Here is a 22,573-nt window from a genome sequence, read left to right on the forward strand (position 1 = left end):
TCCACCCGGATATTCAGCGTTGACGCCGGGCGCCCGTTTGTTCACGCGGCGGATACGGCGCTCAACCCGGAGCCTTGCGGCTGAGATGCTCCCAGGTCCGGTACTCCTCGGTCCGGGCCTGGTCCATCTGCTGGACCATGTCGTACGAGGCGGAGCCGACGATCAGGCGCAGCGGCGGCCGCTCCAGGCCGGCGAGCTCCATGACGACCGGCGCCGCCGTGCTGGGGTCGGGACCGGCGTCGTCACCCCACATCGCGGCCAACTGCTCCCGCAGCGCCTCGTACTCGGGCCGGGCCTCGGTCGTCGTGGTGCCCCGCGTGAACAGCTCCGTCCCGTACCCGCCGGGCTGCACGATCGTCACCTTGATCCCGAACGGCGCCACCTCCATGGCCAGCGCCTGGCTCATCGAGTCGAGCGCCGACTTGCTGGCCGCGTAGAACCCGGTCGACGCGAACCCACCACCCGTACCCATGGTCGTGACCTGCAGGATGTGGCCCGACCCCTGCGCACGCAGATGCGGCACCACCGCCTGGGCCACCCACACCGCCCCGAAGAAGTTGACGTCGAACTGCGCCCGGATCTCTTCCTCGGTCGCCTCCTCCACCATGCCGAGCAGCATCACGCCGGCGTTGTTGACCACGACATCGAGCCGCCCGAACACCGCCGCCGCCTCGTCCACGACCTTCCGTACCGCCGCTCGGTCCGACACGTCCAGCGTCAGCCGCACCAGCCGTTCCGGATATCCGGCGACCAGGTCGTCCAGCGGCCCGACGTCCCTGGCCGCGGCCACGACGCGTTCCCCTGACGCCAGCGCCGCCTCGGCGAACGCCCGTCCCAGCCCTCGGGACGCGCCCGTTATGAACCACACTCGCGCCGTCACGTTCTCTCCCTTCGAGACGAGACGGTCCGTCTCGCCGCTACCGGCGTAGTCTGCGCGACCTCTCCCCGCCTGTCAAGACGGACCGTCTCGTCTCGCCCTCTGCTAGGCTCCGCCCGTGCCCCGAACGCCGAACCCCGCCCTGCGCAGCGAACGATCGCGCCAGGCGATCCTCGACGCCGCCCGCGCCCTGATCTCCGAGCTCGGCTACGCCAAGGTCTCCATCGAGGCCATCGCCGCCCGCGCCGGCGTGGGAAAGCAGACCATCTACCGCTGGTGGCCCTCGAAGGGCGCCGTCATCTTCGACGCGTTCCTGGCCTTGAGCGACCAGGGCGACGGCATGGCCCTCCCCGACACCGGCGATCTCGAGGCCGACCTCAAAACCGTCATGCGGGCCACCGTCGCCGAGTTCGCCGACCCCGCTTTCGAGGCGCCCGTCCGAGCTTTCAACCTGGAGATCATCGCCGACCCGGCCTTGACCGCCCAGTACCGCGAAAAGCTGGCCGCCCCGGTCGACGAGGCCAAAAAGGACCGCCTGCGCAGCGCCCAGCAGGCCGGACAGCTACCCCTCGACACCGACCTCGACCTGTTCCTGGAGTTCCTGTACGCCCCGCTCTACCAGCGCTGGCTGCTGAGCACCGGCCCCCTGACCCCGGAGTACGCCGACGCCCTGGTCGACATCACCCTCCAGGCGTTCCGCCCGTGAATTCGGCGGCCGGGATGGTCCACCGCAGAACAGTCCCGCCGTCGACTTCTTCCAGGGTCAGCGGGTAGACCTGCCCGAACGACCTACCCCCGCCGAAACGCTGAAGTTCGAGCGATCCGTAGGTCGGCCAGCCCGTCGACGCTCCGGGGCTCGGGCAGGAACCCGACCCACGAGTCGAGAGCGCGCGCATCGCCGATGACCATCCCGCAACGGCTGACCGGCAGATCGCCCAGCACGACCGGTCCAGTTCCGCCCGACCAGGGAAAGCCCAGATCGATCTGCAGGACGGCGATCGTGTCGGCAGGCTCATACGCTCCGGGCCGGGTTCTCGCGGCCACGATCAGCGGCCCGTCTCGGGCCGGCACCGCCACCGCTTCGGCCAACCAGTCCCGCAGGCAGGCGCCGCCGGACTCGGCCGCCCGGAGCGCGCGAACGGACAGCGGCTCGCCGAGTTCCACCCACTCGCTGAGCAATCCCGCGTCCGCCAGCACAACGGTCCCTGACGGTGCCGTCACCTGCCCCAAAGACTTCATCGCCGTTGATGATCGCATCGGGCAGGATTAGCCGGGCACGGACGGGGTAGAGCTGGCGCCGTGGCTGAGCTGGATGAAGAGACGATCGCGTATGCGAACCGCATGTTCGACCTGGCGCGGGGCGGGGAGAGCGAGGAGCTGGCCGCCAACGTCGCGGCGGGCCTGCCGGTCAACCTGACCAACGCCAAAGGCGACACGCTGCTGATCCTGGCCGCGTACCACAACCACCCGGTGACGGTGAACGCGCTGCTCGAGCTCGGGGCCGACCCCGATCGGGTCAACGACCGGGGGCAGACCGCGCTGGCCGCCGCGGTGTTCCGGCAGAACGCCGCCACCGTGAAGGCGCTGCTCGGCGCCGGGGCCGACCCGGAGGGTGGGTCGCCCTCGGCCACGGCGACGGCGGACTTCTTCAAACTGCCCGAGATGGCGGCTCTGCTGGGCTGAGCCTTCAGAAATTCGGCTGTACGCGGTCGAGGCACATCCAGGCCCGCAGCTGGCACAGGAGCGCTTCGCTGATCGGGACGCCCCGGTTCGAGATCCAGGCATGCGGCGGGGCGCTGCCGCGGTTGCCGGGGCCGGTGTGAATGGCGACGAGGTTGCGGTAGCCCTCCCAGTTCAGCCAGATCGGGCTGCCGCTGTGCCCGGGGGCGGTGTCCGCGTCGTAGGTCAGCACCCCGGGCGCCCGGGCGGGGTCGATCAGCCGGCCCGTACCGAGCCATTGCGTCGAGCCGATGTCGCGCCACTCCGGCCGGCCGGGGACGTGGCCGGTGCAGGCGGCGAGTTGCGCGGGTGTCGCCGGGCCGTGCGGGGGCTGATCGCGGCACTTGTCGGCCGGATAGCCGCAGACGTTGAGCGTGACCTTCTCCTTCAGCAGCCGCTGCCACAGCGCGGCGTCGTAGGCCCGGATGCGGGTGTTGCCTCCCAGCCGCGGGTGAGCCCACCAACCCAGCGGCTGGGGCCGTGAGCCGAGTGGCTTCTCCAGCGTCACCAGGGCGTAGTCCGCTTCGAGGGGACCGGCTATGCGGTGCTTGTTGCCGCCGGCCGCCTGCCTGTCCGCCGTGGCCTGCCATTGCGGCGAGACGCGCACGGTCCGGACCGTGGAGACGTCGGCCGGAAGGCTCCGGTCGTTGCGGGCCGGCGCGACGAGCAGGTTCCTGGACCGGACGTAGCGAGGCAGCAGATGAACCGGAACGGTATCTGAAGGGTGTTGGTGACCAGGTGCCGATCGTCCGGCCCGATGATCTCGGCGTCCGGGGTCCCGCGCCGCGTATAGGTTCCCAGTGTCATGCCGGCCTCCTCCGCTTCCGCAGTGGTGTCAGCAAGAAGGAGGCCAGTGCTTGGCGAGCAGCTCGTAGGAGCGGACGCGGTCGTGGTGGTCGTGGGCCATGGTGGTGATCAGCAGCTCGTCGGCGCCGGTCACGCGGCGCAAAGTCTCCAGTTTCTCGGTCACGGTCTCGGGTGAGCCGACGAACTGGGTGTCGACCCGGTCCTTGACCAGCCGGCGGTCTTCCTCGGTCCACTTGTGGGCACGCGCCTGCTCCAGCGTCGGCCACGGCACGGCGCCGCCCTGACGGACGCTGCGGACCCAGAGGGCGTACGGGAGGGCGAGCTCCACCGCGGTCTCGTCGTCGTCGGCCACGAGGACGTCGGCCGAGACCATCACGTGCGGCTCTTTCAACAACGACGAGGGCTTGAAGGCGGCACGGTACGCCTCGACGGCCTCCAGGACCTTCGCCGGCGCGACGTGGTAGTTCGCCGCGAACGGCAGCCCGCGCGCGCCGGCCACCTGCGCGCTCTCGCCGCCGCTGCTGCCGAGGATCCAGAGCTCGAGGTCGGCGCCCTCGCCGGGCACGGCGCGAGCCGAGTTGCCCTCGGCGTCGGTGTACGGGCCGGCGCGCAGGATCTCGATGTCCTCGACCACCGTGTCCAGGTCGAGCGGTTCCGCGCCGGGCTGTTTGAGCAGCTTGAACCACAGTTGAGCGCTCCCCGACTTGAGCAGCACCTGATAGTTGTAATGCTTGGGGATCAGGAGACCGTCGACGACGTGGGCGTCGACCTCGGGCGGCGGCTGAGACGACGACAGGTCCGATTTGCGCCGCTGGGCCGACCGGCCCAGCCCGAGGTCGAAGCGCCCCGGATAAAGCGCGTCGAGCAGGCCGAACTGCTCCAGAGCGGCCAGGGGCGTCAGAAAGCCGGTCTGCAGCGCGCCCGACCCGAGCCGGATGCGGTCGGTCACCGAGGCGATGGCCCCGAGCAGCACGGCCGGCTGCGAGCTGGCCACGCCGGGCGTCAGGTGGTGCTCGGCGACCCAGAAGCGGTGATAGCCGAACTCCTCGGCCGAACGGGCCAGGTCGAGCGTGCGCCGCAGCGCGTCGCGGGCGTCACCGCCGTCGACCAGCGGCGCCAGATCCAGGATGGACAGTGGGACGGTCATACGAGGCTCCCCGCGAACGGACGGCTAGGAATGTCCTTGCGCAGCGCCGGCGCGACCTCCGACTGGAAGAGCTCCAGCGTCGCCCGGTGCTGTTTGTCGGTGAGGCCGTCACCGTCGGCGTGCAGGTGCATGACCTCGTGACCGAACTCGGCGTGATAGCGCAGCACCTTGTCGATGATCTGCTGCGGGCTGCCGACCAGGATCGAGCTGCGCTCGATCGCGTCCTCCAGCGTCGGGAAGACCGGCTCGACGCCGACCTTGCGGAACAGCGCGATGCGGGCGTCATAGATCGGCCGGTACGTCTCCACGGCCTCCTGCGAGGTCCGGGCCACGTAGAAGCCGGCCGAGCCGGCACCCACCAGCGCCTCCGCCGGGTCGTGCCCGTAGTGCTCCCAACGTTCCCGGTAGTAGCGGATCAGCTCCGCGTACGGCTCTATCGGGTTGGTGACGTTGGCCGAGAACAGCGGATCGCCGTACTGCGCGGCCAGGTCGACGCTCTCCTTGCTGGTGGCGCTGCCGTGCCAGACCCGGATCGGCTTCTGCAACGGCCGCGGCCACGTCTCGGCCTCGGTCAGCGACGGCCGGAAGCGTCCTTCCCACGTCACCTTGGGCTCGCGCCAGAGCCGGCGGAACAGCTCGTAGCTTTCCCGGTTGCGATCCCACTGGTCGTCGGTGGTGACATGGAACAGCTTGGCCTGTGCGGCGCCGTTGCCCTTGCCGATGATCAGCTCGATGCGGCCGTCGGAGAGGTTGTCCAGGGTGGCGTAGTCCTCGTACGCGCGAACCGGGTCGAGCAGGCTGAGCGTGGTGACCGCCGTGAACAGCCGGATCGTGGAGGTCTTGGCCGCGATGTGGCTGAGGACGACCGGCGGCGACGACGAGATGAACGGGCGCTCGTGGCGCTCACCCACCCCATAACCGTCAAAACCAAGTTCCTCGGCCAGTACGGCGTTGTCGACCACCTCGCGGAGGCGGGCGTGGTCCGAGATCGACGGGTCGGGTTTGGCGATCAGTGTGATGAGCAGGAACTTCATGCCTGCGACACCTCCAGGTTCGGCACCGCGTCTAGCAGGGCGCGGGTGTACTCGTGCTGCGGGTGGTGGAACACGTCGTCGATCGGCCCTGATTCGACGACGGCGCCGTCGCGCATGACGAGCACGCGATCGGCCAGGTGGTGCACGACCCCGAGGTCGTGCGAGATGAAGAGAAGCGCCGTGCCGTCGGTGGCCCGGATGTCGGCCAGAAGGTCGAGCACCTGCGCCTGCACCGACACGTCAAGAGCGGACACCGGCTCGTCGCAGATGATGAGGCTCGGCCGGGGCGCCAGCGCACGGGCGATCGCCACTCGCTGCCGCTGCCCACCGGAGAGCTGCCGCGGATAGCGGTCGAGCACATCGGCCGAGAGCCCGACCCGCTCCAGCAACGGCGCGGCGGTCTCCCCATCGGGAAGCGCCTCCCCGACGATGCGGCGCACGGTCCAGCGAGGATCAAAGGCCGACAGCGGATCCTGCGCGATGAATTGGAGGCGGCGGCGCCGCGAACGACGCCGCCGCTCCTTCAACCCGGTCCATGGCGCGCCCTCGAACGCCACGGCCCCGGACGTAGGCGCCACCAGCCCGAACACCAGCTGGGCAACGGTGGTCTTCCCCGATCCCGACTCCCCAACCAGCCCAACGATCTCCCCTCGGCGCACAGTGAGATCCACGCCGTCCACGACCGTGTGCCGCCCATACGCCTTCGTCAACCCTTCCGCCCGAACGACAACGCTGTCAGCCGAGGAGGAAGGCGTCGCCCTCTCGCCCTCTTCCCGCTCCGCCGCGGAGGCGGAGAGCGCAAACCCCTCCCCTCCCCTCGCCGCCGCGGAGACGGAGGACGCATACCCCTCCCCTCCCCTCGCCGCCGCGGAGACGGAGGACGTAAACCCCTCCCCTCCCCCCGCCGCCGCAGCGACGGAAGGCGCGGCGGAAGGCGCGGCGGAAGGCGCGGCGGAAGAAGCCGGGGGCGCGGAATAGAGGGCGGCAGGTTCGCGAAGGGCGGGGCCGGCCGAGGAGAGGCGACGGCCTCGGGAGGCCGCTGACGGCACTGCCTGGACCAGTTCTTGGGTGTACGGATGGGAAGGGGCGGCCAGGAGCGAGGAGGTCGGGCCCGACTCGACCACCCGGCCGTCCTTCATCACCAGGACCCGGTCGGCCAGGCGGGAGACGACCGCCAGGTCGTGGCTGATCAGGAGGAGGGTCTCGCCGGTGGCCTTGCGTTCGGCCAGCAGGTCGAGGATTTGGGCCTGGACGGTCACGTCGAGGGCCGTTGTCGGCTCGTCCGCGATCAGCAGAGGCGGGCCGGCGGCGATGGCCGAGGCGATCAGCGCGCGCTGGCGCAGGCCACCCGAGAGCTGGTGCGGGTATTGCCTCGCCCGTCGTGCGGGCTCGGGGACGTGCACCGCGGCCAGCAACGAGACCGGGTCGCCCTTGACCTTGTGGGTTCGCAGCACCTCGGTGATCTCGGCGCCTACCGTGCGCAGCGGGTCCAGGGAGACCAGGGCGTCCTGCAGGACGAGGCCGGCGAAGCTGCCCCGGAGGCGTTTCCAGTCACGCTCGGCGTAACCCCGTACATCCTGGCCGTTGATCTCGAAGTGGGAGGTGGCGACCGTGGCCTGGGGACCGGTCAGGCCGACCAGGGTGCGGGCCGTGACCGACTTGCCCGAGCCGGACTCGCCCACCAGCGCCACGCATTCGCCGGCGGCGATGTCCAGGTCGACGCCGCGGACCGCCGGGACCACGGTGCGCCCGACGGGGAAGGAGACGCGCAGATCCCGTACGGAAATCATGCCGTCCTCCCCTCGAACCGGCGCTGAAGGCGCCGTCCCACGACGGTCAGTGAGATGACCAGCAGGGTGACCACCACGCCGGGCAGGATCGAGGTCCACCAGGCGATGCTCAGATAGCCGCGGCCCTCGGAGAGCATCGCGCCCCACTCCGGTGAGGGCGGTTGCGGTCCCATGCCGAGGAAGCTGAGGCCGGCCGCGGCCAGGATGGCCTCGCCGAGCCCGATGACGGCGAGCACCGGGATCGGGCCGATCACGTTGGGCAGCACGTGCCGCAGCACCAGCCGCGTGCGGGAGTCGCCGAACGCGACCGCCTGCGTCACGTAGCCGGCCTGGCGGACCACGAAGGTCTGCGAGCGCACCACCCGCGCGTAGTGCGGCAGCGTCGCGATGCCGATGGCCACGATCAGGCCGACCGTGCCCGGCCCGGCGACCGCGACGAACAGCAACGCGAGCAGCAGCAGCGGGAACGCCGCCAGGGCGTCGAAGCCGCGGCTCAGCGCCTCGTCGGCGTACCTGTGGGAGAGACCGGCCAGCAGGCCCAGCAGGACGCCGAGACCAGCGGCGACCAGGGTGGCCGCGATGCCGATGCTCAGCGAGTGCCGGGCGCCGTGCACGACCCGGTCGAAGACGTCGCGGCCCAGTTGGTCGGTGCCGAACCAGTGGGCGGCGCTGGGCGGCTCCAGCACGTGAAGCGGATCGGCCGCCAGGGGGTCTCCCGCGAACAGGCCGGGCGTGACCGCGGCGGCGAAGGCCAGCAGCAGGAAGCCGGACGCGGCCGCGACGCCGAGGCCGCGCGGGCGGCGAAAACGTACCGACACGGGCCGATCGAGGGCGATGGTCATGTCAACTCCTCCGCAGCCGGGGATCGATGATCAGGTAGGCGAGGTCGGCCAGGGTGTTGAGCAGCACGTAGACGAAGGCCGAGAAGACCACCACGGCCAGCACCACGGGCATGTCCTCGCTGGTCACCGCCTGGAGGGTGACCTGGCCGAGCCCGGGCCGCCCGAAGACGGTCTCGATGATCACGGCGCCGCCGAGCAGGATGCCGAACAGCCAGCCGATCAGCGTCACGGTCGGCAGCAGCGCGTGCCGCAGGGCGTGCCGCACGAGCACGGCCCGCTCCCCCAGCCCGCGGGCCCGGGCGGTGACCACGAACGGCTCGTCCAGGGCCCGGTCGATGCCGTCGCGCAGCACCTGGGTGAGCACCCCGGCCACCGGCAGGGCCAGCGTGACCGCCGGCAGCACCAGGGCCGCGACGCCCTGGTCACCGGAGACCGGGAACAGGCCGAGCCGGAACGAGAAGACGCTCAGCAGGATGATCCCGATCAGGAAGGGCGGGGTGGAGACCAGGACGAGCTCCAGGGTGGAGCTGGCCCGGCGGGCCCAGGGCCGGCGGGTGGTGACCGCCAGCACCAGGGCCAGGACGATGCCGAGGACACCCGCGCTGAAGGCCAGCGTCAGCGTCGGTGCCAGCTGGCCCCCGATGACCTCGGAGACCGGCCGTTGCAGCAGGTAGGAGCGGCCCAGGTCGCCGTGCAGCGCTCGCCACAGGAAGTCGAGGTATTGCACGACGGCCGGGCGGTCGAGGTGCCACTCCTGGATGATCTGCGACCGGATCAGGGGCGTGTCGGCGCCGTCGCCGATGATCGCGTCGACCGTGTCGCCGGGCGCGGCCAGCAGGGCCAGGTAGGCCGCCGTGGCGGCGGCCCACAGGACCACGAGGCCGGTGCCGATGCGGCGGAGCACGATCACTTGCTCAGCCAGACGTTGTACGCGTTGCCCGGTACGCCCGCGGTCGGCTCGAAGCCGAGGCCGCCGACGGCCTTGGACGAGGCGATCTGGTCGGCCGGCGCGTAGAGCGGCTGGATCAGCGCGTCCTTGGCGATGACCTTCTGCTGGATTTCCCCGTACGTCTTGACCCGGTCCCCACCGGCCTCGCCCGCCGCGAGCAGCGAGTCGAGCTGGGTGTCCTGGACGCCGGTCCGGTTGATCGCGCCGTCGGAGCGCAGCAGCAGGTTGAGCGCGGCGCCGGCGTCGGTGTCGGCCCGGGAGTTGTCGAAGATCTCGTACTGGTTGTCCTCGATCGCCTTGGTGGCGGTGCCCTGGTCGACCACGGAGACCTTGAGGTCGATGCCGGCGCTCTGCTTGACCGCGGCCTGCACGGCCTGGGCCAGGATGTCGCGGCGGTCGCGGACGAACGGCGCCGACTGCACGAGCCGGGCGGTCAGCCGCTTGCCGTCCTTGGTGCGGTAGCCTTCGGCGTCACGCGTGCTCCAGCCGGCGGCGTCCAGCGTGGCATTGGCTTTCGCCGCGTCGTTGCCGTAGGTCTTCTCGAGCGAGGAGTCGTAGAGCGGACTCGTCGGCGAGATCACGCTCCACGCGCGGGTGGCCGTGCCCCGGTAGACGCCTTGCAGGACCGTGTCGACGTCGAGCGCGTCGCGGAACGCCTGCCGGACCCGGATGTCGTCGAACGGCGCGTGCGAGGTGTTGAAGTAGTACGAGTAGGCCGAGCCCGAGTTGAGCCCCTTGCTCAGGGTCAGCTGCGGGTTGGCGGTGATCTGCGCCTGATCGGTGGCCGGAACACCCTCGATCACCTGCACCTGGCCCGAGGTCAGCGCGCCCACGCGGACCGACGACTCCTTGAGGAATCGGTAGGTCACTTCGTCGAGGTACGCCGGTCCGGTGTGGCCGGCGTTGGCCGGGGCCCAGTTGTAGTTCGGGTTCTTGACGTAGTGCAGTTCCTGGCCGGGCGTGTACTTGTCGAGGATGAACGGCCCGGTGCCCGCCAGCTCCGGGCCGCCCGCCTTGAGGTTCTTCGCCTCCTTGAGCGACTTGGGCGAGACGACCGCGCCCTGCGGCGAGGAGAGGAAGTCCAAAATCAGCACGTCGGGTTGCTTCAGGTTGTACTTGATGGTCGCCGGGTCGACGACCTCGACGTTCTTCAAGTTCTTCAGCTGTACGGCGGCGACGGTCGGGGCGTAGCCGTCGGCGAGCAGCTGGTCCACGTTGGCCTTGACCGCGGCCGCGTCGAACTTGGTGCCGTCGCTGAAGGTGACGCCGGTGCGCAGCTTGACGGTGTAGGTCTTGCCGTCGGGCGAGACCTCGTACCCGGTGGCGAGCCAGGGCACGTAACCGCCCTTGTCGTCGTGGGTGAGCAGGGCCTCGAAGTTGTTCCAGACGAGCAGGCGCGCCTTGGCCTGCGCGTACTGATGCGGGTTCAGGGTGATCGGCTCGGTCTCCACGGCCCAGCTCAGCGAGCCGCCGGAGACCGGAGCACCGGCGTCGGTGGCGGTGCCGCCGCTGGAGGAGCAGCCCGCGAGCAGCGCGAGAGACGCAGCCGCGGCGAGCCAAAGACGGTGACGCATCGATACCTCCATCGGGACGGACTCCCTTTTTCCTATAGGCTCTATGGGATATAAGCAAGAGGTGACCGCCCTTTCTCACAAAGTCGCTCCCGCCCCGACGACGGCCCTGTGCCTGGCCGCCGCCTTCACCACACTGCTCGACCAGTCCAGTCTCAACACCGCCGTGCCGGCCCTGCGCGACTCGCTCGGCGCCGGCGCGGGCTCGGTGCAATGGATCATCGCGGGCTACTCGCTCACCTTCGGCCTGGCGCTCGTGCCGGCCGGCCGCCTCGGCGACGCCCACGGCCGCAAGTGGCTGTTCATCGGCGGCATCACACTGTTCTGCCTGGCCGCGATCCTGGCCGGCACCGCGCAGGAGGCCTGGGTCGTCGCGGTCGCGCGACTGCTGCAGGGCGTCGGCGCCGGCACGGTCAACCCGCAGGTCCTCGGCATCTTCCAGGAGATGTTCACCGGTCGCGAGCGGACCCGGGCGCTCGGCGCGTACGCCCTGGTCGGCGGCATCGCCGGGGTGATCGGCCCGCTGGTCGGCGGCGTGCTGATCGACACCGCCGGCTGGCGTTACGTGCTGCTGTTGAACGTGCCGTTCGGCCTGATCACCATCCCGTTGGCCATCCGCTACTTTCCTCAGTCAGCCGGCATAAATCGGACCACCCTCGACCTTCCGGGGCTCACCCTGCTCGGGGCGGCGACGCTGAGCGTGCTGCTGCCCTTCACCGTTCCCGGCACCGGCTGGCTACTGGCGACGACGCCCGCCCTCATCGCCGGCCTGATCATCTGGGAGCGGCGTTACCGCGGCACCCCGATCCTGCTGCCCGCGCTGATCCGCGAGCGAGGCTTCCGCAACGGCACGCTGATCGCGATGTTCCAGTTCGGATCGTCACTGGCGTCGTCTCTGGCCATCACCCTCTACCTGCAGGAAGGACTCGGCTGGTCACCTCTGCACGCGGCATTGACCGTACTGCCGAGCGCTTTGGGCTTTGCCGTTTTCTCGGCCGTGGGCTGGCGGATCCTGGGCCGCTACGGACGGCGCAGTGTCCAATGGGCACTGGTCGTCGCATTTGTGACGATCGTGGCCACCGCTTTGATAGTGCAGTTCGTCCCGGAGGCCCACCTCGGCCTCGCCCTGGCGGTCACCCAGCTCGTCAACGGCGCCGCCGGCGGCGTGATCATCTCGCCCAACCAGGCCCTGACGCTGGCCTACGCGCCCCTGGAAGCGGCCGGGCTCGCGGCCGCGCTGTTGCAGCAAGCGCAGCGTGTCGCGGCCACCATCGGCACGGCCGCGGTGACCGGCGTGGTGCTGGCGTCGCTCGGGCGCGACTCCCTGACGTACGGCCTGGCCATCTGCGCCGCCATGCTCGCGGCCGCGGTCTTCGTGGCCGCCCGTCCCGTCGGCCCGGCCCCCGCGCTTCCCGCCCGCGCGCCCCTCGACCGCCCCGCCGCCCGCCCGCGTTGACAACTTCGTAAAACATATAGAGCCGATAGGACTTGAGGGCAATGCCGACTCGCACCTAGCGTTCTGTGGCAACAAGCCCACTCGGAGGCACGCCGTGAGTCTTCTGTCCTCGGCTCGCGCGGCGGTTCGTCGCACGAGCGCCGATCCGCCCCCCACCCCGGCAGCGCCGCCGGCCCACGACGAGCTCACCATCGTTCCGGCCCGCCATCCGTGGCGCTGGGTCGCCGCGGCGGCCGTGCTGGTGCTGGTCGCCCAGTTCCTGCACGGCCTGGCCACCAACCCTGGCTGGGACTGGAGCACCTTCTTCGGCTACTTCTTCGAAGAGTCGGTGATGCAGGCGCTGCTGATCACCCTGGAGCTCACCTTCGCCGGTGCGGTCCTCGGCTTCGCCGGTGGCATCATCCTGGCGCCGATGCGGCTGTCGAAGAACCCGGTGCTCAAGTCGGTCAGCTGGACCTTCATCTGGGTCTTCCGCTCGGTCCCGCTGATCGTGCAGCTGCTGTTCTGGGCCAACCTCGGTTACCTGTACGACCGGTTGCAGCTCGGCATCCCGTTCGGGCCCGGCTTCGTCGATTTCGAGACCTCGAGCCTGGTCAGCGCGTTCGGCGCCGCCCTGCTCGGCCTGGCCCTGCACGAGGCCGCGTACGCCGCCGAGATCGTCCGGGCCGGCATCCTGTCGGTCGACCAGCGCCAGATGGAGGCGGCGGCCGCCCTGGGCATCCCGCGGCTGCGCCAGTTCCGCCGTATCGTGCTGCCGCAGGCCATGCGGGCGATCCTGCCGAACGCGGCCAACGAGCTGGTCAACCTGCTCAAGAGCACCTCGGTGGTCTACGTGCTGGCCATCGGCGAGCTGTTCTACCAGGTGCAGGTCATCTACGGCCGCAACGGGCGGGTCGTGCCGCTGCTGCTGGTCGCGACGGTCTGGTACGTGATCCTCACCGCGGTTCTGTCGGTCCTTCAGCACTACACCGAGCGCCACTTCGGCAAGGGGTACCGGCGATGATCGAGATTCGGGGCGTCCACAAGTCCTTCGGCTCCCTTGAGGTGCTGCGCGACGTCAGCCTCAGCGTTCCGGCCGGCAGCGTAACGGTGATCCTCGGGCCTTCCGGGTCGGGCAAGTCCACCCTGCTGCGCTGCGTCAACCATCTGGAAAAGGTCGATCGAGGCACCGTACGGGTCGACGGCGAGCTCATCGGGTACCGCCAGGACGGCGACAAGCTGCACGAGCTGCCGGAGCGTCTCGTCCTCAAGCAGCGCGCCAACATCGGCTTCGTCTTCCAGACCTTCAACCTCTTCCCGCACATGACGGCGCTGGAGAACGTGAGCGAGGCCCGGCGCAACCCCGGGCGAGCACTCGAACTGCTCGACCGCGTGGGCCTGGCCGACAAGGCGAAGGCGTATCCCCGGCAGTTGTCGGGCGGACAGCAGCAGCGTGTCGCGATCGCGCGTGCCCTCGCGCTCGACCCGAAGCTGGTGCTCTTCGACGAGCCGACGTCGGCGCTCGACCCCGAACTGGTCGGCGAGGTCCTCGACGTCATGCGTGACCTGGCCCGGGCCGGCACCACGATGGTCGTGGTGACCCATGAGATCGGCTTCGCCCGCGAGGTGGCCGACACCATCGTCTTCCTCGACGGCGGCCGCATCGTCGAGCAGGGCCCGCCCGTCGAGGTCCTCGACAACCCGCAGCACGAACGTACCCGAGCCTTCCTTTCCAAAGTTCTCATTTAGGAGCCCCCTCATGCGTCGCAGAACCCTGTTCGCCACCGTCGCGCTCGTCGCCGGGCTCACTGCTTGCTCGGCCCCGGACGAGGCCCCCAAAGCGGCCGCCGCGGTCGAAGGCGCCGCCACCGTCAAGCTCAACCTCACCCCCGACCAGCAGCGCATCGTCCCGGCCAAGGTCGACGCGGCGGCCGCGCTGCTGCCCGAGAAGGTCCGCACGAGCGGCAAGCTCGTGATCGGCGTCGGCGCGGCCGGCTCCGGCTTCCCGCCGCTCGCCTTCACCGCCAACGACAACAAGACACTGATCGGCAGCGAGCCCGACATCGCGGTGGCCATCGCCGGCGTGCTCGGCCTCGAACCCGACCTGCAGAACACGTCGTGGGAGAACCTGTTCATCGGCCTGGACAGCGGCAAGTACGACATCGGCGCCTCCAACATCACGGTCACCGAGGAGCGCAAGCAGAAGTACGACTTCGTCACCTACCGCAAGGACGAGCTGGCCTTCGAGGCGAAGAAGGGCTCCGGCCTGAAGGTCACCGGCCCGGCCGACGTGGCCGGCAAGAAGGTCGCGGTGGGCTCCGGCACCAACCAGGAGAAGATCCTGGTCGAGTGGAGCGAGGAGAACGTCAAGGCGGGCCGGCCGAAGGTCGACATCAAGTACTACCAGACCAACCAGGCGACCTATCTGGCCCTCGGCTCGGGCGCGATCGACCTCTACCTCGGCCCGAACCCGACGTCGGCCTACCACGTGGCCAGCGCGGGCGAGACCGAGATCGTCGGCACGTATTCCGGCGCCGGCGCGTCCCTGCAGGGGCTGATCGCGCTGACCACCAAGAAGGACAACGGCCTGGTGAAGGCGTACAAGGCCGCCCTCGACGAACTGATCCAGTCGGGTGACTACAAGAAGATCCTCGACCGCTGGAACCTGGCCAACGAGGCCGTGGACTCCGGCGAGATCAACCCGCCCGGCCTCCCGATCGAAGGTAAGTGATCATGGCACAACCGCTGCATCTCGCCGTCGCGCTCGACGGCGCCGGCTGGCACCCCGCCGCCTGGCGTACGGCCGAGGCCCGTCCCGCCGAGCTGTTCACCGCCGGCTACTGGGCCGATCTCGTCCGCGAGGCCGAGTCCGGCACCCTGGACTTCGTCACCATCGAGGACTCGTTCGGCCGCGAAGCCCGCCTCGACGCCGTTCTCATAGCGGCCCGGGTCGCCCCGCTGACCTCGCGCATCGGTCTGGTGCCGACCGCGACTGTCACCCACACCGAGCCGTTCCACATCTCCAAGGCGCTCGCCACGCTCGACTACGTGAGCACCGGCCGCGCCGGCTGGCGCGTCCAGCTCTCGGCACGCCCCGAGGAGGCCGCACATTTCGGGCGAAGGGCGGTTCCCGGGATTCAGGAACACTTCGACGAGGCGGCCGACTTCGTCGAGGTGGTGCGGCGGCTCTGGGACAGCTGGGAGGACGACGCGGAGATCCGCGACGCCGCCACCGGCCGGTTCATCGACCGGGAGAAGCTGCACTACATCGACTTCGACGGCAAGTACTTCAGCGTGAAGGGCCCGTCCATCACGCCCCGGCCGCCGCAGGGCCAGCCGCCGGTCACGGCCCTCGCCCACGCCGACATCCCGTACGCCTTCGCGACCGGCTCGGCCGACCTGGTCTACGTCACCCCGGCCGGCGTGGACGACGCGCGGCAGATCGTGGCCAAGGTGTCCTCCCTGCCCCACGTGTTCGCCGACCTCGTCGTGTTCCTCGAGGACAGCGAACAGGCCGCGAGGGACGCCAAGGCCCGGCTGGACGAGCTCGCCGGAAGCCCGTACACCTCGGACGCCTCGATCTTCACCGGCACCCCGTCCCAGCTGGCCGATCTCCTGCTGACCTGGCAGGAGGCGGGCCTGACCGGGTTCCGGCTGCGGCCGGGCCGGCTGCCGGCCGACCTCGAGGCCATCACCCGCGGCCTGGTGCCCGAGCTGCGGCAGCGCGGCGCCTTCCGCAAGGAGTACGAGGCGTCGACCCTGCGCGGCCTGCTCGGCCTCACCCGGCCCGCGAACCGCTACCGTCAGGAGGCACCCGTTGCCTAAGCAGATCCACCTCGCCGCGCACTTCCCCGGCGTCAACAACACCACCGTGTGGAGCGACCCCGAGGCCGGCAGCCACATCGAATTCTCCTCGTTCGTCAAGCTGGCGCAGACCGCCGAGCGGGCCAAGTTCGACTTCTTCTTCCTGGCCGAGGGCCTGCGACTGCGCGAGCAGGGCGGCCAGATCTACGACCTGGACGTGGTCGGGCGCCCCGACACGTTCACCGTGCTGGCCGCGCTGGCCGCGGTCACCACACACCTCGGCCTGGCCGGCACGATCAACTCGACGTTCAACGAGCCGTACGAGGTGGCCCGGCAGTTCGCCAGCCTCGACCACCTCTCCGACGGCCGGGCCGCCTGGAACGTGGTGACCTCGTGGGACGCCTTCACCGGGGAGAACTTCCGCCGCGGCGGCTTCCTGGCCGAGCAGGACCGCTACAGTCGGGCCACCCAGTTCCTCGAAACCGCCAAGGAGCTGTTCGCCTCGGTGCCGGCTCCCGAGGACTTCCTTCGTGACCCGGCGGCCGGCACGTTCGCCCACAAGGACGACCACTTCGACATCGCCGGCCGGTTCAACGTGCCGCGCAGCCCGCAGGGCCGCCCGGTGATCCTGCAGGCCGGCGACTCGGACGCGGGGCGCGAGTTCGCGGCGGCCACCGCCGACGCGATCTTCAGCCGGCACGGCACGCTCGCCGAGGGCCAGGCGTTCTACGCCGACGTCAAAGGGCGGCTGCCTCGTTACGGGCGCGAACGTGACGAGCTCCTGGTGCTGCCGGCGGCCACGTTCGTACTGGGCGACACCGAGAACGAGGCGCAGGAGAAGGCACGGATCGTCCGGCGGCAGCAGGTCAGCGGGGCCACCGCGATCAAGTTCCTGGAGCAACTCTGGAACCGGGACCTGAGCTCGTACGACCCGGACGGCCCCTTGCCGTCGGTCGACCCCGACGTGTCGGACAACCACATCGCGCGCGGGCGGGCCAGCGTGCGGATGCACCGCGACCCGATCGCCGTGGCCACCGAGTGGCGGGCCCGCGCCGAGGCCGAGAAGCTCTCCATCCGGGAGCTGATCATCGAGGTGACCGGCCGGCAGAACTTCATCGGCACACCTGACTCCGTGGCCACTTCGATCAATGAACTCGTGCAGGCCGACGCCAGCGACGGCTTCATCCTCGTGCCGCACGTGACGCCGGGCGGGCTCGACGAGTTCGCCGGCAAAGTGGTCCCGCTGCTTCAGGAGAGGGGCGTCTTCCGTACGGACTATGAAGGCCCCACCCTGCGTGACCACCTCGGTCTGCGGGTGCCGGAATGACCACGGTCTCGCCGGGCACCTCGGTTCTGGACAACGCGGCCTGGCAGTCGCTGACCGGCCCGCACGCCCGATTCGCCGAGCGGCACGGCCGGGCGGCGCGCTACGAGCCCGATGTGGCCCCGTTCCACGCGCTGGAGGACCCGAACGACCCCAAGGGCTGGCGGGACCTTCTGGAGCTGACCGGCCCGGGCGCCGAGATCGCGGTGGCCGGCCCGGTACCCGCCTTCCACCCCGGCTGGCGACTGATCGACGAGGTGGCCGGCGTGCAGTTCGTCGACGACACCCTCGCGGACGCGCCGGCGCCGGAGGCGGTCCGGCTGACCGCGGCCGACGTGCCGGAGATCCTCGACCTGATCGAGCGGACACGCCCGGGCCCGTTCCGGACACGCACGATCGAACTGGGCGGCTACATCGGCATCCGCGACGGCGGGAAGCTGATCGCCATGGCCGGCGAACGGCTGCACCCGCCCGGCTGGACGGAGATCAGCGCGGTCTGCACGGACGCCGCCTACCGCGGGCGGGGCCTGGCCACCCGGCTCGTGCGGGCGGTCGCCCACGGCATCCGGCAGCGCGGCGAGACACCGTTCCTGCACACGTCGGCCGCCAACGCGACGGCGATCCGCCTCTACGAGTCGATCGGCTTCCGGCTGCGCCGGCGGACCACGTTCGGCCTATACGCCGCGCGGGTCGAAATCTGAGCTGCTGGCGAGTTTCTGCCAGCGGCGGCGGTCGCTCGCGCTGAGCTTCGGCGGCATGACGATCCGGATCTCAGCGTAGAGGTCACCGTCGACACCGTCCGGGTTGGGCAGACCCCGGCCCCGCAGACGGGCCCGGCGGCCCGAGGACAACCCCGCCGGCACCTGCACCTGCGCGGGGCCGGACGGGGTGTCCACGGGCACGGTGGCACCCAGGGCGGCCTCCCACGGCGCCAGCGGCAGATCGACGTAGACGTCGCGGCCCTGAAGGCGGTAGCGCGGATGCGGCGCGACGCGCACGGTCACCGACATGTCGGTGCCCGGCAGCGGAACACGCCGCCCGTCGACCACACCCGGCGGCAGATCGACCTCGACCACCCGCACCGCGGTGCCGAACTCCAGCGTCAGAGGGTGCCGCCCACCGGCGTACGCCTCCTCGATCGAAATCTCCAGGACCTGGACCCCGGCATCGAAGCGCGGCATGCGCGCGCCCCACCCGAACTGGGCGGAACCGGTCGACACCCCGAGACCGCGGTCGAGGTCGTACATCGCCCTTTTCCGCTCGTCGGACAGGATGTTGTAGGCCTCGGTGATCTGCTTGAAGCGGGTCTCGGCGCCCGTCTCACTGTTCAGATCGGGGTGGAACCGCCGGGCCAGTGCCCGGTAAGCGCGCTGAATCTCGGCCTGGGTGGCCGACTTGGCCACTCCGAGCACCTCGTAGTAGTCGCGCGTCTTCGTCTGCACGGGCTCTCCCCCTTGCGCTCGCGTCCATAGAGGTTTATGGCTTGAGCGGGCTCATGTCAACTCTGTGTTCTCGGTATGTCACGTTCGATGAGCGGGGTGACCGGGCGCAAGTTGGGCATGATGGACTGGCTCACGAGAGAGGAGGCCCGGCGTTGGTCACATCTAATGGCACCGCCCGTCCGGTCACGCTGCGCGATGTGGCGCGCCTGGCCGGCGTCTCGGTGGCGACGGCCTCCAAGGCCCTCAACGGCCAGCCGCAGGTGAAGGCCGAGACCCGCAGCCGCGTCATGGAGGCGGCGGCCCAGCTCTCGTTCTCGCCCAACACGCTGGCCCAGGCCCTGATCGGCGGCCGCACGGGCACGGTCGGACTGCTCACCTCCGACCTGGAGGGCCGCTTCTCCATCCCCATCCTGATGGGCGCCGAGGACGCGTTCGGCTCCGACCAGATCTCGGTGTTCCTCTGCGACGCCCGCGGCGACGCCATCCGGGAGAAACATCACCTGCGCGCCCTGCTCTCCCGCCGGGTGGACGGCTTGATAGTGGTGGGAGCCCGCCCCGACAGCCGCCCGTCGCTGGGCCGTGACCTCGGCGTGCCGGTCGTCTATGCGTACTCACCAAGCGACGATCCTGAAGATCTGTCCCTGGTCACCGACAACGAGGCGGCCGGGCGCCTGGCCGTCGACCACCTGATCTCCTGCGGCCGCACGCGGATCGCCCACATCACCGGCGACCCGTCGTACGGCGCGGCCCAGGACAGGGCCCGCGGCGCCCGGTCCCGGCTCACCGAGGCCGGCCTGCCCCTGGCCGGCGACCAGGTCTGGTTCGGCATGTGGTCCGAGGCGTGGGGCCGCGGCGCCACCCGCATGCTGCTGCGGAAGGACCCGTCGGTGGACGCCGTCTTCGCCGGCTCGGACGAGATCGCCCGCGGCGTCCTGGACGTCCTGCACCAGGAAGGCCTGGACGTCCCGTCCCGCGTGGCCGTCATCGGCTTCGACAACTGGGAGGTGCTGGCGGCCAACGCCCGCCCGCCCCTCTCCACCATCGACATGCAGCTGGAGGAGCTGGGCCGCCGAGCGGCCCAGCGCTTGTTCGCCGCCATAGACGGCAACCCCGCCTCAGGCACCGAAACCCTCCCCTGCCGCCTGATCACCCGGGAGTCGACAGCTCCCCTGGGCTGAGGGTGAAGCTGAAGTCGCTGGACGACTTCCCGGTCAGGCGGTGGTCCGACGACAGGCGGCCGTCGGCGATGAGTCGCTGCACCTCCGAACCGGAAACCTCCAGTCCGACGGAGAGCAGCCTTGTCAAGCGGATCGGGATCCGCTGGGTGAAGCGGACCTCGGTCTCGGGGGCCGCGACCTCCTTCCGGTGCAGAGTCCAGGCGCCGGCCCAGTCGAGGGCGACGTTGTTTCGGCGCCGCAGGGCGGGATCGGCGAGCAGCGTCGCCGCCAGGGCGGGGTCGTTGTCGTGGAAGCGGGTCAGGGTGGCCGGGTCGATGGTGCGGACGTTGACGCGCTCCAGGACGGTCAGCTTGATGGTCTCGCCGCAGCGGGTGCACAGGGCCAGGAGCCAGACGTCGAGGAGCTTGTGGTTCGCGTTGACGCGGAACTTTCCGTACGTGCGATGGAGCGCCGAAGGGCAGCGCAGGCATCGGCGGCGGATGAGGGGAAGGCCTGTGGCGCACACCAGCCAGGTGTTCATTGTGGACGTACCGATCTGTTGCGAGGACAGCGGAATTCCGCGCACGGCTCGGGGACGAGGGGCGGGCCGTGTGTCACGGCACGCCGCTCTCGCCTGGGCGATGCGGGGGATGTCAGTGCTCGAAGTACCAGAGCCCAGCGCCGAGCTCACGCGGTCGCAGAAGCGACGGCGTGCTCAATCGGCGCGGTGAAGTCTCAGCTGGTGTACAACGGCCTGTCCTCGTTCGGCGGCAACCGGATCCGGCGACGCTAGCAATGCGGCGCCGGGTCGCACCAACGGTTTTTCTACTCCGTCAGCGCGGGCGCGCGGTCCGTTCGGCCGGCTGTGCTCAACCCCGTACCGAAAGTGGCTCCGAAAGCGGAGACCGCGACCGCGCCGGCGAAGAAGAGAATGGCGACGGGGGCGCCGAAGGCGGCCACGAGGGAACCCGCGACGACGGGTGCGAGGGCCGCCATCGAGGTGGCGGCCATCATGATGACGCTGATGACGCGGCCCTGGAGATGGTCGGGGGTGATGGCGGCCTGATAGCCGAAAAGCGCGGCGTTGCAGGCGGGTCCGACGAAGACGGTCAAGGCGAGGGGTATGGCGGCGGCGATGCTCGACGTGAGCAGGGCGGCGCCGGCCAGCAGGGCGACGGCGAGCCAGCAGATGGTGCGGACGAGAGCGGGCAGCCCGAGGCGGCGCTGAATGGCGGGCGCGGCCAAGGCGCCGAGCAGGCCGCCCACGGCGATGACGGTTTCGGTGAGGCCGATGACCGCCGGGGCGGTGCCGCCGCGTTGCAGGGCCACGATGACGGCGAAGATGACGCCGCCGATCGCGAAGTTCAGTGGGGCCGCGATGAGCATCAGCATCCGCAGGAACGGGTGGGTGAGAACGAAGCGGATGCCCTCGCTCAGCTTGACCGGGGTGTCCTCGTCGCGGGGTGCCTGCAACGGCTTGCGAATGGCGCCGACCATCAGCAGCGAGAAGAGGTAGGAGATGGCGTTGCCCAGGAAGGGAATGGCCTGCCCGAAGGAGAAGAGAAGGCCGCCGAGAGGAGGGCCGGCCAGCATGGCGCCGTACGAGCGGGCCTCGTTGCGCGCGACCGCGTCGGGCAACTGGTCGATCGGCACGATGCTGCGCAGGGAGGCGTCCTCGGCCGTACTGAAAAGGGCCCCGCAAGCCGCGTCGATCGTCGCCGCCGCGATGATGAGCGGCAGAGAGGCGTGGCCGGTGAAAACGGCGACGGTCAAGACCGTGAAGGCCAGCAGCCGTACGGAATCACAGGTCAGCATGAGCAATCGGCGGTCGAAACGGTCGACGACGATGCCGGCCGGCAGCCGGAAGACGAGCTGCGCCACCGACGCGAGGGTGCCGACGAGTCCCGCGCTGACGGGATCGCCGGTCTGCACGAGAACGAGCAGGGCCAGAGCCAGGGTGGCGACGCCGTCACCGAGGTCGGAAAGCGTCTGCGAAGTCCAGAGCAGATTGAATTCGCGGTTGCGCCACAGCGAGGTCGTCATGACGCACGATGCGGATAGGTCTGCAGGATGACGAGCACCTGTTCGGCCCCCGGCTCATTGGTGCGGGCCTCCTCGACGGCCTGCCAGATGCGTTCCTGGAGCCGCTCGAGCCCTTCCGGTGTCGTCCGGATGACCTGATCGGAGCCGCCGCTGGCCTCCTGCCAGGCCGGGCTCCACCGCCCTTGCGCGACCTGAGCGTGGAAGGTCTCGATCCAGGCGCCCCAGACCTCGCGGGAGGCGCGCTCGACCGCGACCTCGTCCTCCCGGCTGCCGCCGCCGAGCAAGGTCGACTCGTGCACGGCCTTCCACCAGCGTTCCCGCCCGTGGGCCCCGCGCCCGAGCTCGGGCGCGTCCTCGACGAACCCATGTCGCGCGAGCAGCCGCAGGTGGTGACTGGTCTGCCCCGAGTCGGTGCCGAGCCGCCGGGCCAGGATCGCCGAGGTGGCCGGCCCGTCCACCCGCAACGACCCGACGATCCGCATCCGCAACGGATGGGCCATGACCCGCATCAGGACCGAATCGCTGACCACCATTTCGCTCATGGACGCCGACGCTAGCCAGCCGGTCACCGCAATTACAAGGGGCTTATGCATAGAAGCTCTGCATCGCAGGCCAACGAAAAGTGTCATACC

23 protein-coding genes are annotated in these 22,573 nt (G+C 70.2%); 10 read left to right on the top strand and 13 right to left on the bottom strand.

Translation table 11 applies throughout. From position 1 onward, the window contains the following. Positions 1-61 precede the first annotated feature (61 nt). Positions 62-880 carry an SDR family NAD(P)-dependent oxidoreductase gene (locus tag CRP55_RS43715; protein WP_097327939.1) on the bottom strand — a complete coding sequence of 273 codons (819 nt, stop codon included), beginning with the start codon at positions 878-880 and terminating at the stop codon, positions 62-64. A gap of 115 nt (positions 881-995) precedes the next feature. On the opposite strand from CRP55_RS43715, the gene CRP55_RS43720 reads away from it, so the two are divergent. Beyond that, entirely contained in the window at positions 996-1,583 is a 588-nt protein-coding gene (locus CRP55_RS43720; RefSeq protein WP_097327940.1) for a TetR/AcrR family transcriptional regulator, read from the top strand. 83 nt (positions 1,584-1,666) lie between these two features. Here CRP55_RS43720 and CRP55_RS54155 read toward each other — a convergent pair whose 3' ends face one another. Continuing rightward, on the bottom strand, positions 1,667-2,074 hold the full coding sequence (locus tag CRP55_RS54155; RefSeq protein WP_218854969.1) for a hypothetical protein: 408 nt from the start codon (positions 2,072-2,074) through the stop codon (positions 1,667-1,669). Between the two features lie 144 nt (positions 2,075-2,218). On the opposite strand from CRP55_RS54155, the gene CRP55_RS43730 reads away from it, so the two are divergent. Further along, positions 2,219-2,560 (top strand): ankyrin repeat domain-containing protein, encoded by a 342-nt coding sequence (locus CRP55_RS43730; RefSeq protein ID WP_097327941.1) that lies wholly within the window; start codon positions 2,219-2,221, stop codon positions 2,558-2,560. Between the two features lie 4 nt (positions 2,561-2,564). Here the strand turns inward: CRP55_RS43730 and CRP55_RS43735 are convergent, their stop codons facing one another. From CRP55_RS43735 to CRP55_RS43765, 7 genes are all read right to left on the bottom strand, one after another. Then, positions 2,565-3,203, bottom strand: a complete 639-nt coding sequence (locus CRP55_RS43735; RefSeq protein ID WP_097327943.1) for a trypsin-like serine peptidase — start codon at positions 3,201-3,203, stop codon at positions 2,565-2,567. 228 nt (positions 3,204-3,431) lie between these two features. After that, a complete protein-coding gene (locus tag CRP55_RS43740; protein WP_097327945.1) occupies positions 3,432-4,550 on the bottom strand; it encodes an LLM class flavin-dependent oxidoreductase in 1,119 nt (372 codons plus the stop codon). Next, the gene (locus tag CRP55_RS43745) at positions 4,547-5,584 is read right to left on the bottom strand and encodes an LLM class flavin-dependent oxidoreductase (protein ID WP_097327946.1); all 1,038 of its coding nucleotides are present in this window, start codon (positions 5,582-5,584) and stop codon (positions 4,547-4,549) included. Before CRP55_RS43745 ends, CRP55_RS43740 begins: the two co-directional genes overlap by 4 nt. Beyond that, positions 5,581-7,374: a nickel ABC transporter ATP-binding protein NikE gene (gene nikE, locus CRP55_RS55330; RefSeq protein WP_097327948.1), complete on the bottom strand. Its 1,794-nt coding sequence runs from the start codon at positions 7,372-7,374 to the stop codon at positions 5,581-5,583. Before nikE ends, CRP55_RS43745 begins: the two co-directional genes overlap by 4 nt. Next, positions 7,371-8,216, bottom strand: coding sequence for an ABC transporter permease (locus CRP55_RS43755; protein WP_097327950.1), 846 nt, complete (start codon positions 8,214-8,216; stop codon positions 7,371-7,373). Before CRP55_RS43755 ends, nikE begins: the two co-directional genes overlap by 4 nt. 1 nt (position 8,217) lies before the next feature. Further along, the gene (locus tag CRP55_RS43760) at positions 8,218-9,120 is read right to left on the bottom strand and encodes an ABC transporter permease (RefSeq protein ID WP_097328052.1); all 903 of its coding nucleotides are present in this window, start codon (positions 9,118-9,120) and stop codon (positions 8,218-8,220) included. 2 nt (positions 9,121-9,122) lie between these two features. After that, a complete protein-coding gene (locus CRP55_RS43765; RefSeq protein ID WP_097327951.1) occupies positions 9,123-10,739 on the bottom strand; it encodes an ABC transporter substrate-binding protein in 1,617 nt (538 codons plus the stop codon). A 61-nt stretch (positions 10,740-10,800) separates the two neighbouring features. On the opposite strand from CRP55_RS43765, the gene CRP55_RS43770 reads away from it, so the two are divergent. The 7 genes from CRP55_RS43770 (at position 10,801) to CRP55_RS43800 (ending at position 18,000) form a co-directional block, all read left to right on the top strand. Next, on the top strand, positions 10,801-12,192 hold the full coding sequence (locus CRP55_RS43770) for an MFS transporter (RefSeq protein WP_179855604.1): 1,392 nt from the start codon (positions 10,801-10,803) through the stop codon (positions 12,190-12,192). Positions 12,193-12,286: 94 nt separating this feature from the next. Next, positions 12,287-13,195 carry an amino acid ABC transporter permease gene (locus tag CRP55_RS43775; protein ID WP_245923739.1) on the top strand — a complete coding sequence of 303 codons (909 nt, stop codon included), beginning with the start codon at positions 12,287-12,289 and terminating at the stop codon, positions 13,193-13,195. After that, the gene (locus CRP55_RS43780; protein ID WP_097327954.1) at positions 13,192-13,920 is read left to right on the top strand and encodes an amino acid ABC transporter ATP-binding protein; all 729 of its coding nucleotides are present in this window, start codon (positions 13,192-13,194) and stop codon (positions 13,918-13,920) included. Before CRP55_RS43775 ends, CRP55_RS43780 begins: the two co-directional genes overlap by 4 nt. Before the next feature lie 10 nt (positions 13,921-13,930). After that, entirely contained in the window at positions 13,931-14,902 is a 972-nt protein-coding gene (locus tag CRP55_RS43785) for an ABC transporter substrate-binding protein (RefSeq protein WP_097327955.1), read from the top strand. Positions 14,903-14,904: 2 nt separating this feature from the next. Continuing rightward, positions 14,905-15,996 carry an LLM class flavin-dependent oxidoreductase gene (locus CRP55_RS43790; protein WP_097328055.1) on the top strand — a complete coding sequence of 364 codons (1,092 nt, stop codon included), beginning with the start codon at positions 14,905-14,907 and terminating at the stop codon, positions 15,994-15,996. Beyond that, on the top strand, positions 15,989-17,302 hold the full coding sequence (locus CRP55_RS43795; protein ID WP_097327956.1) for an NtaA/DmoA family FMN-dependent monooxygenase: 1,314 nt from the start codon (positions 15,989-15,991) through the stop codon (positions 17,300-17,302). The genes CRP55_RS43790 and CRP55_RS43795 overlap by 8 nt, the downstream gene beginning before the upstream one ends. Next, positions 17,299-18,000, top strand: coding sequence for a GNAT family N-acetyltransferase (locus CRP55_RS43800; protein WP_097327958.1), 702 nt, complete (start codon positions 17,299-17,301; stop codon positions 17,998-18,000). Before CRP55_RS43795 ends, CRP55_RS43800 begins: the two co-directional genes overlap by 4 nt. On the opposite strand, the gene CRP55_RS43805 is transcribed toward CRP55_RS43800, so the two are convergent. After that, the gene (locus CRP55_RS43805; RefSeq protein WP_097327959.1) at positions 17,974-18,741 is read right to left on the bottom strand and encodes a DnaJ C-terminal domain-containing protein; all 768 of its coding nucleotides are present in this window, start codon (positions 18,739-18,741) and stop codon (positions 17,974-17,976) included. The genes CRP55_RS43800 and CRP55_RS43805 overlap by 27 nt on opposite strands. A gap of 152 nt (positions 18,742-18,893) precedes the next feature. Here CRP55_RS43805 and CRP55_RS43810 point away from each other — a divergent pair, with 152 nt between their 5' ends. Then, positions 18,894-19,919 (top strand): LacI family DNA-binding transcriptional regulator, encoded by a 1,026-nt coding sequence (locus tag CRP55_RS43810; RefSeq protein ID WP_097327960.1) that lies wholly within the window; start codon positions 18,894-18,896, stop codon positions 19,917-19,919. Here the strand turns inward: CRP55_RS43810 and CRP55_RS43815 are convergent. The 3 genes from CRP55_RS43815 to CRP55_RS43825 form a co-directional block, all read right to left on the bottom strand. After that, positions 19,888-20,439: a DUF1062 domain-containing protein gene (locus tag CRP55_RS43815; RefSeq protein WP_097327962.1), complete on the bottom strand. Its 552-nt coding sequence runs from the start codon at positions 20,437-20,439 to the stop codon at positions 19,888-19,890. The genes CRP55_RS43810 and CRP55_RS43815 overlap by 32 nt on opposite strands. A gap of 284 nt (positions 20,440-20,723) precedes the next feature. Further along, on the bottom strand, positions 20,724-21,941 hold the full coding sequence (locus CRP55_RS43820) for an MFS transporter (protein WP_097327964.1): 1,218 nt from the start codon (positions 21,939-21,941) through the stop codon (positions 20,724-20,726). Next, positions 21,938-22,483 (bottom strand): winged helix-turn-helix domain-containing protein, encoded by a 546-nt coding sequence (locus tag CRP55_RS43825; RefSeq protein WP_097327966.1) that lies wholly within the window; start codon positions 22,481-22,483, stop codon positions 21,938-21,940. Before CRP55_RS43825 ends, CRP55_RS43820 begins: the two co-directional genes overlap by 4 nt. Positions 22,484-22,573 lie beyond the last annotated feature (90 nt).

The organism is Paractinoplanes atraurantiacus, assembly GCF_900215205.1.
Classification (GTDB): Bacteria; Actinomycetota; Actinomycetes; order Mycobacteriales; family Micromonosporaceae; genus Actinoplanes; species Actinoplanes atraurantiacus.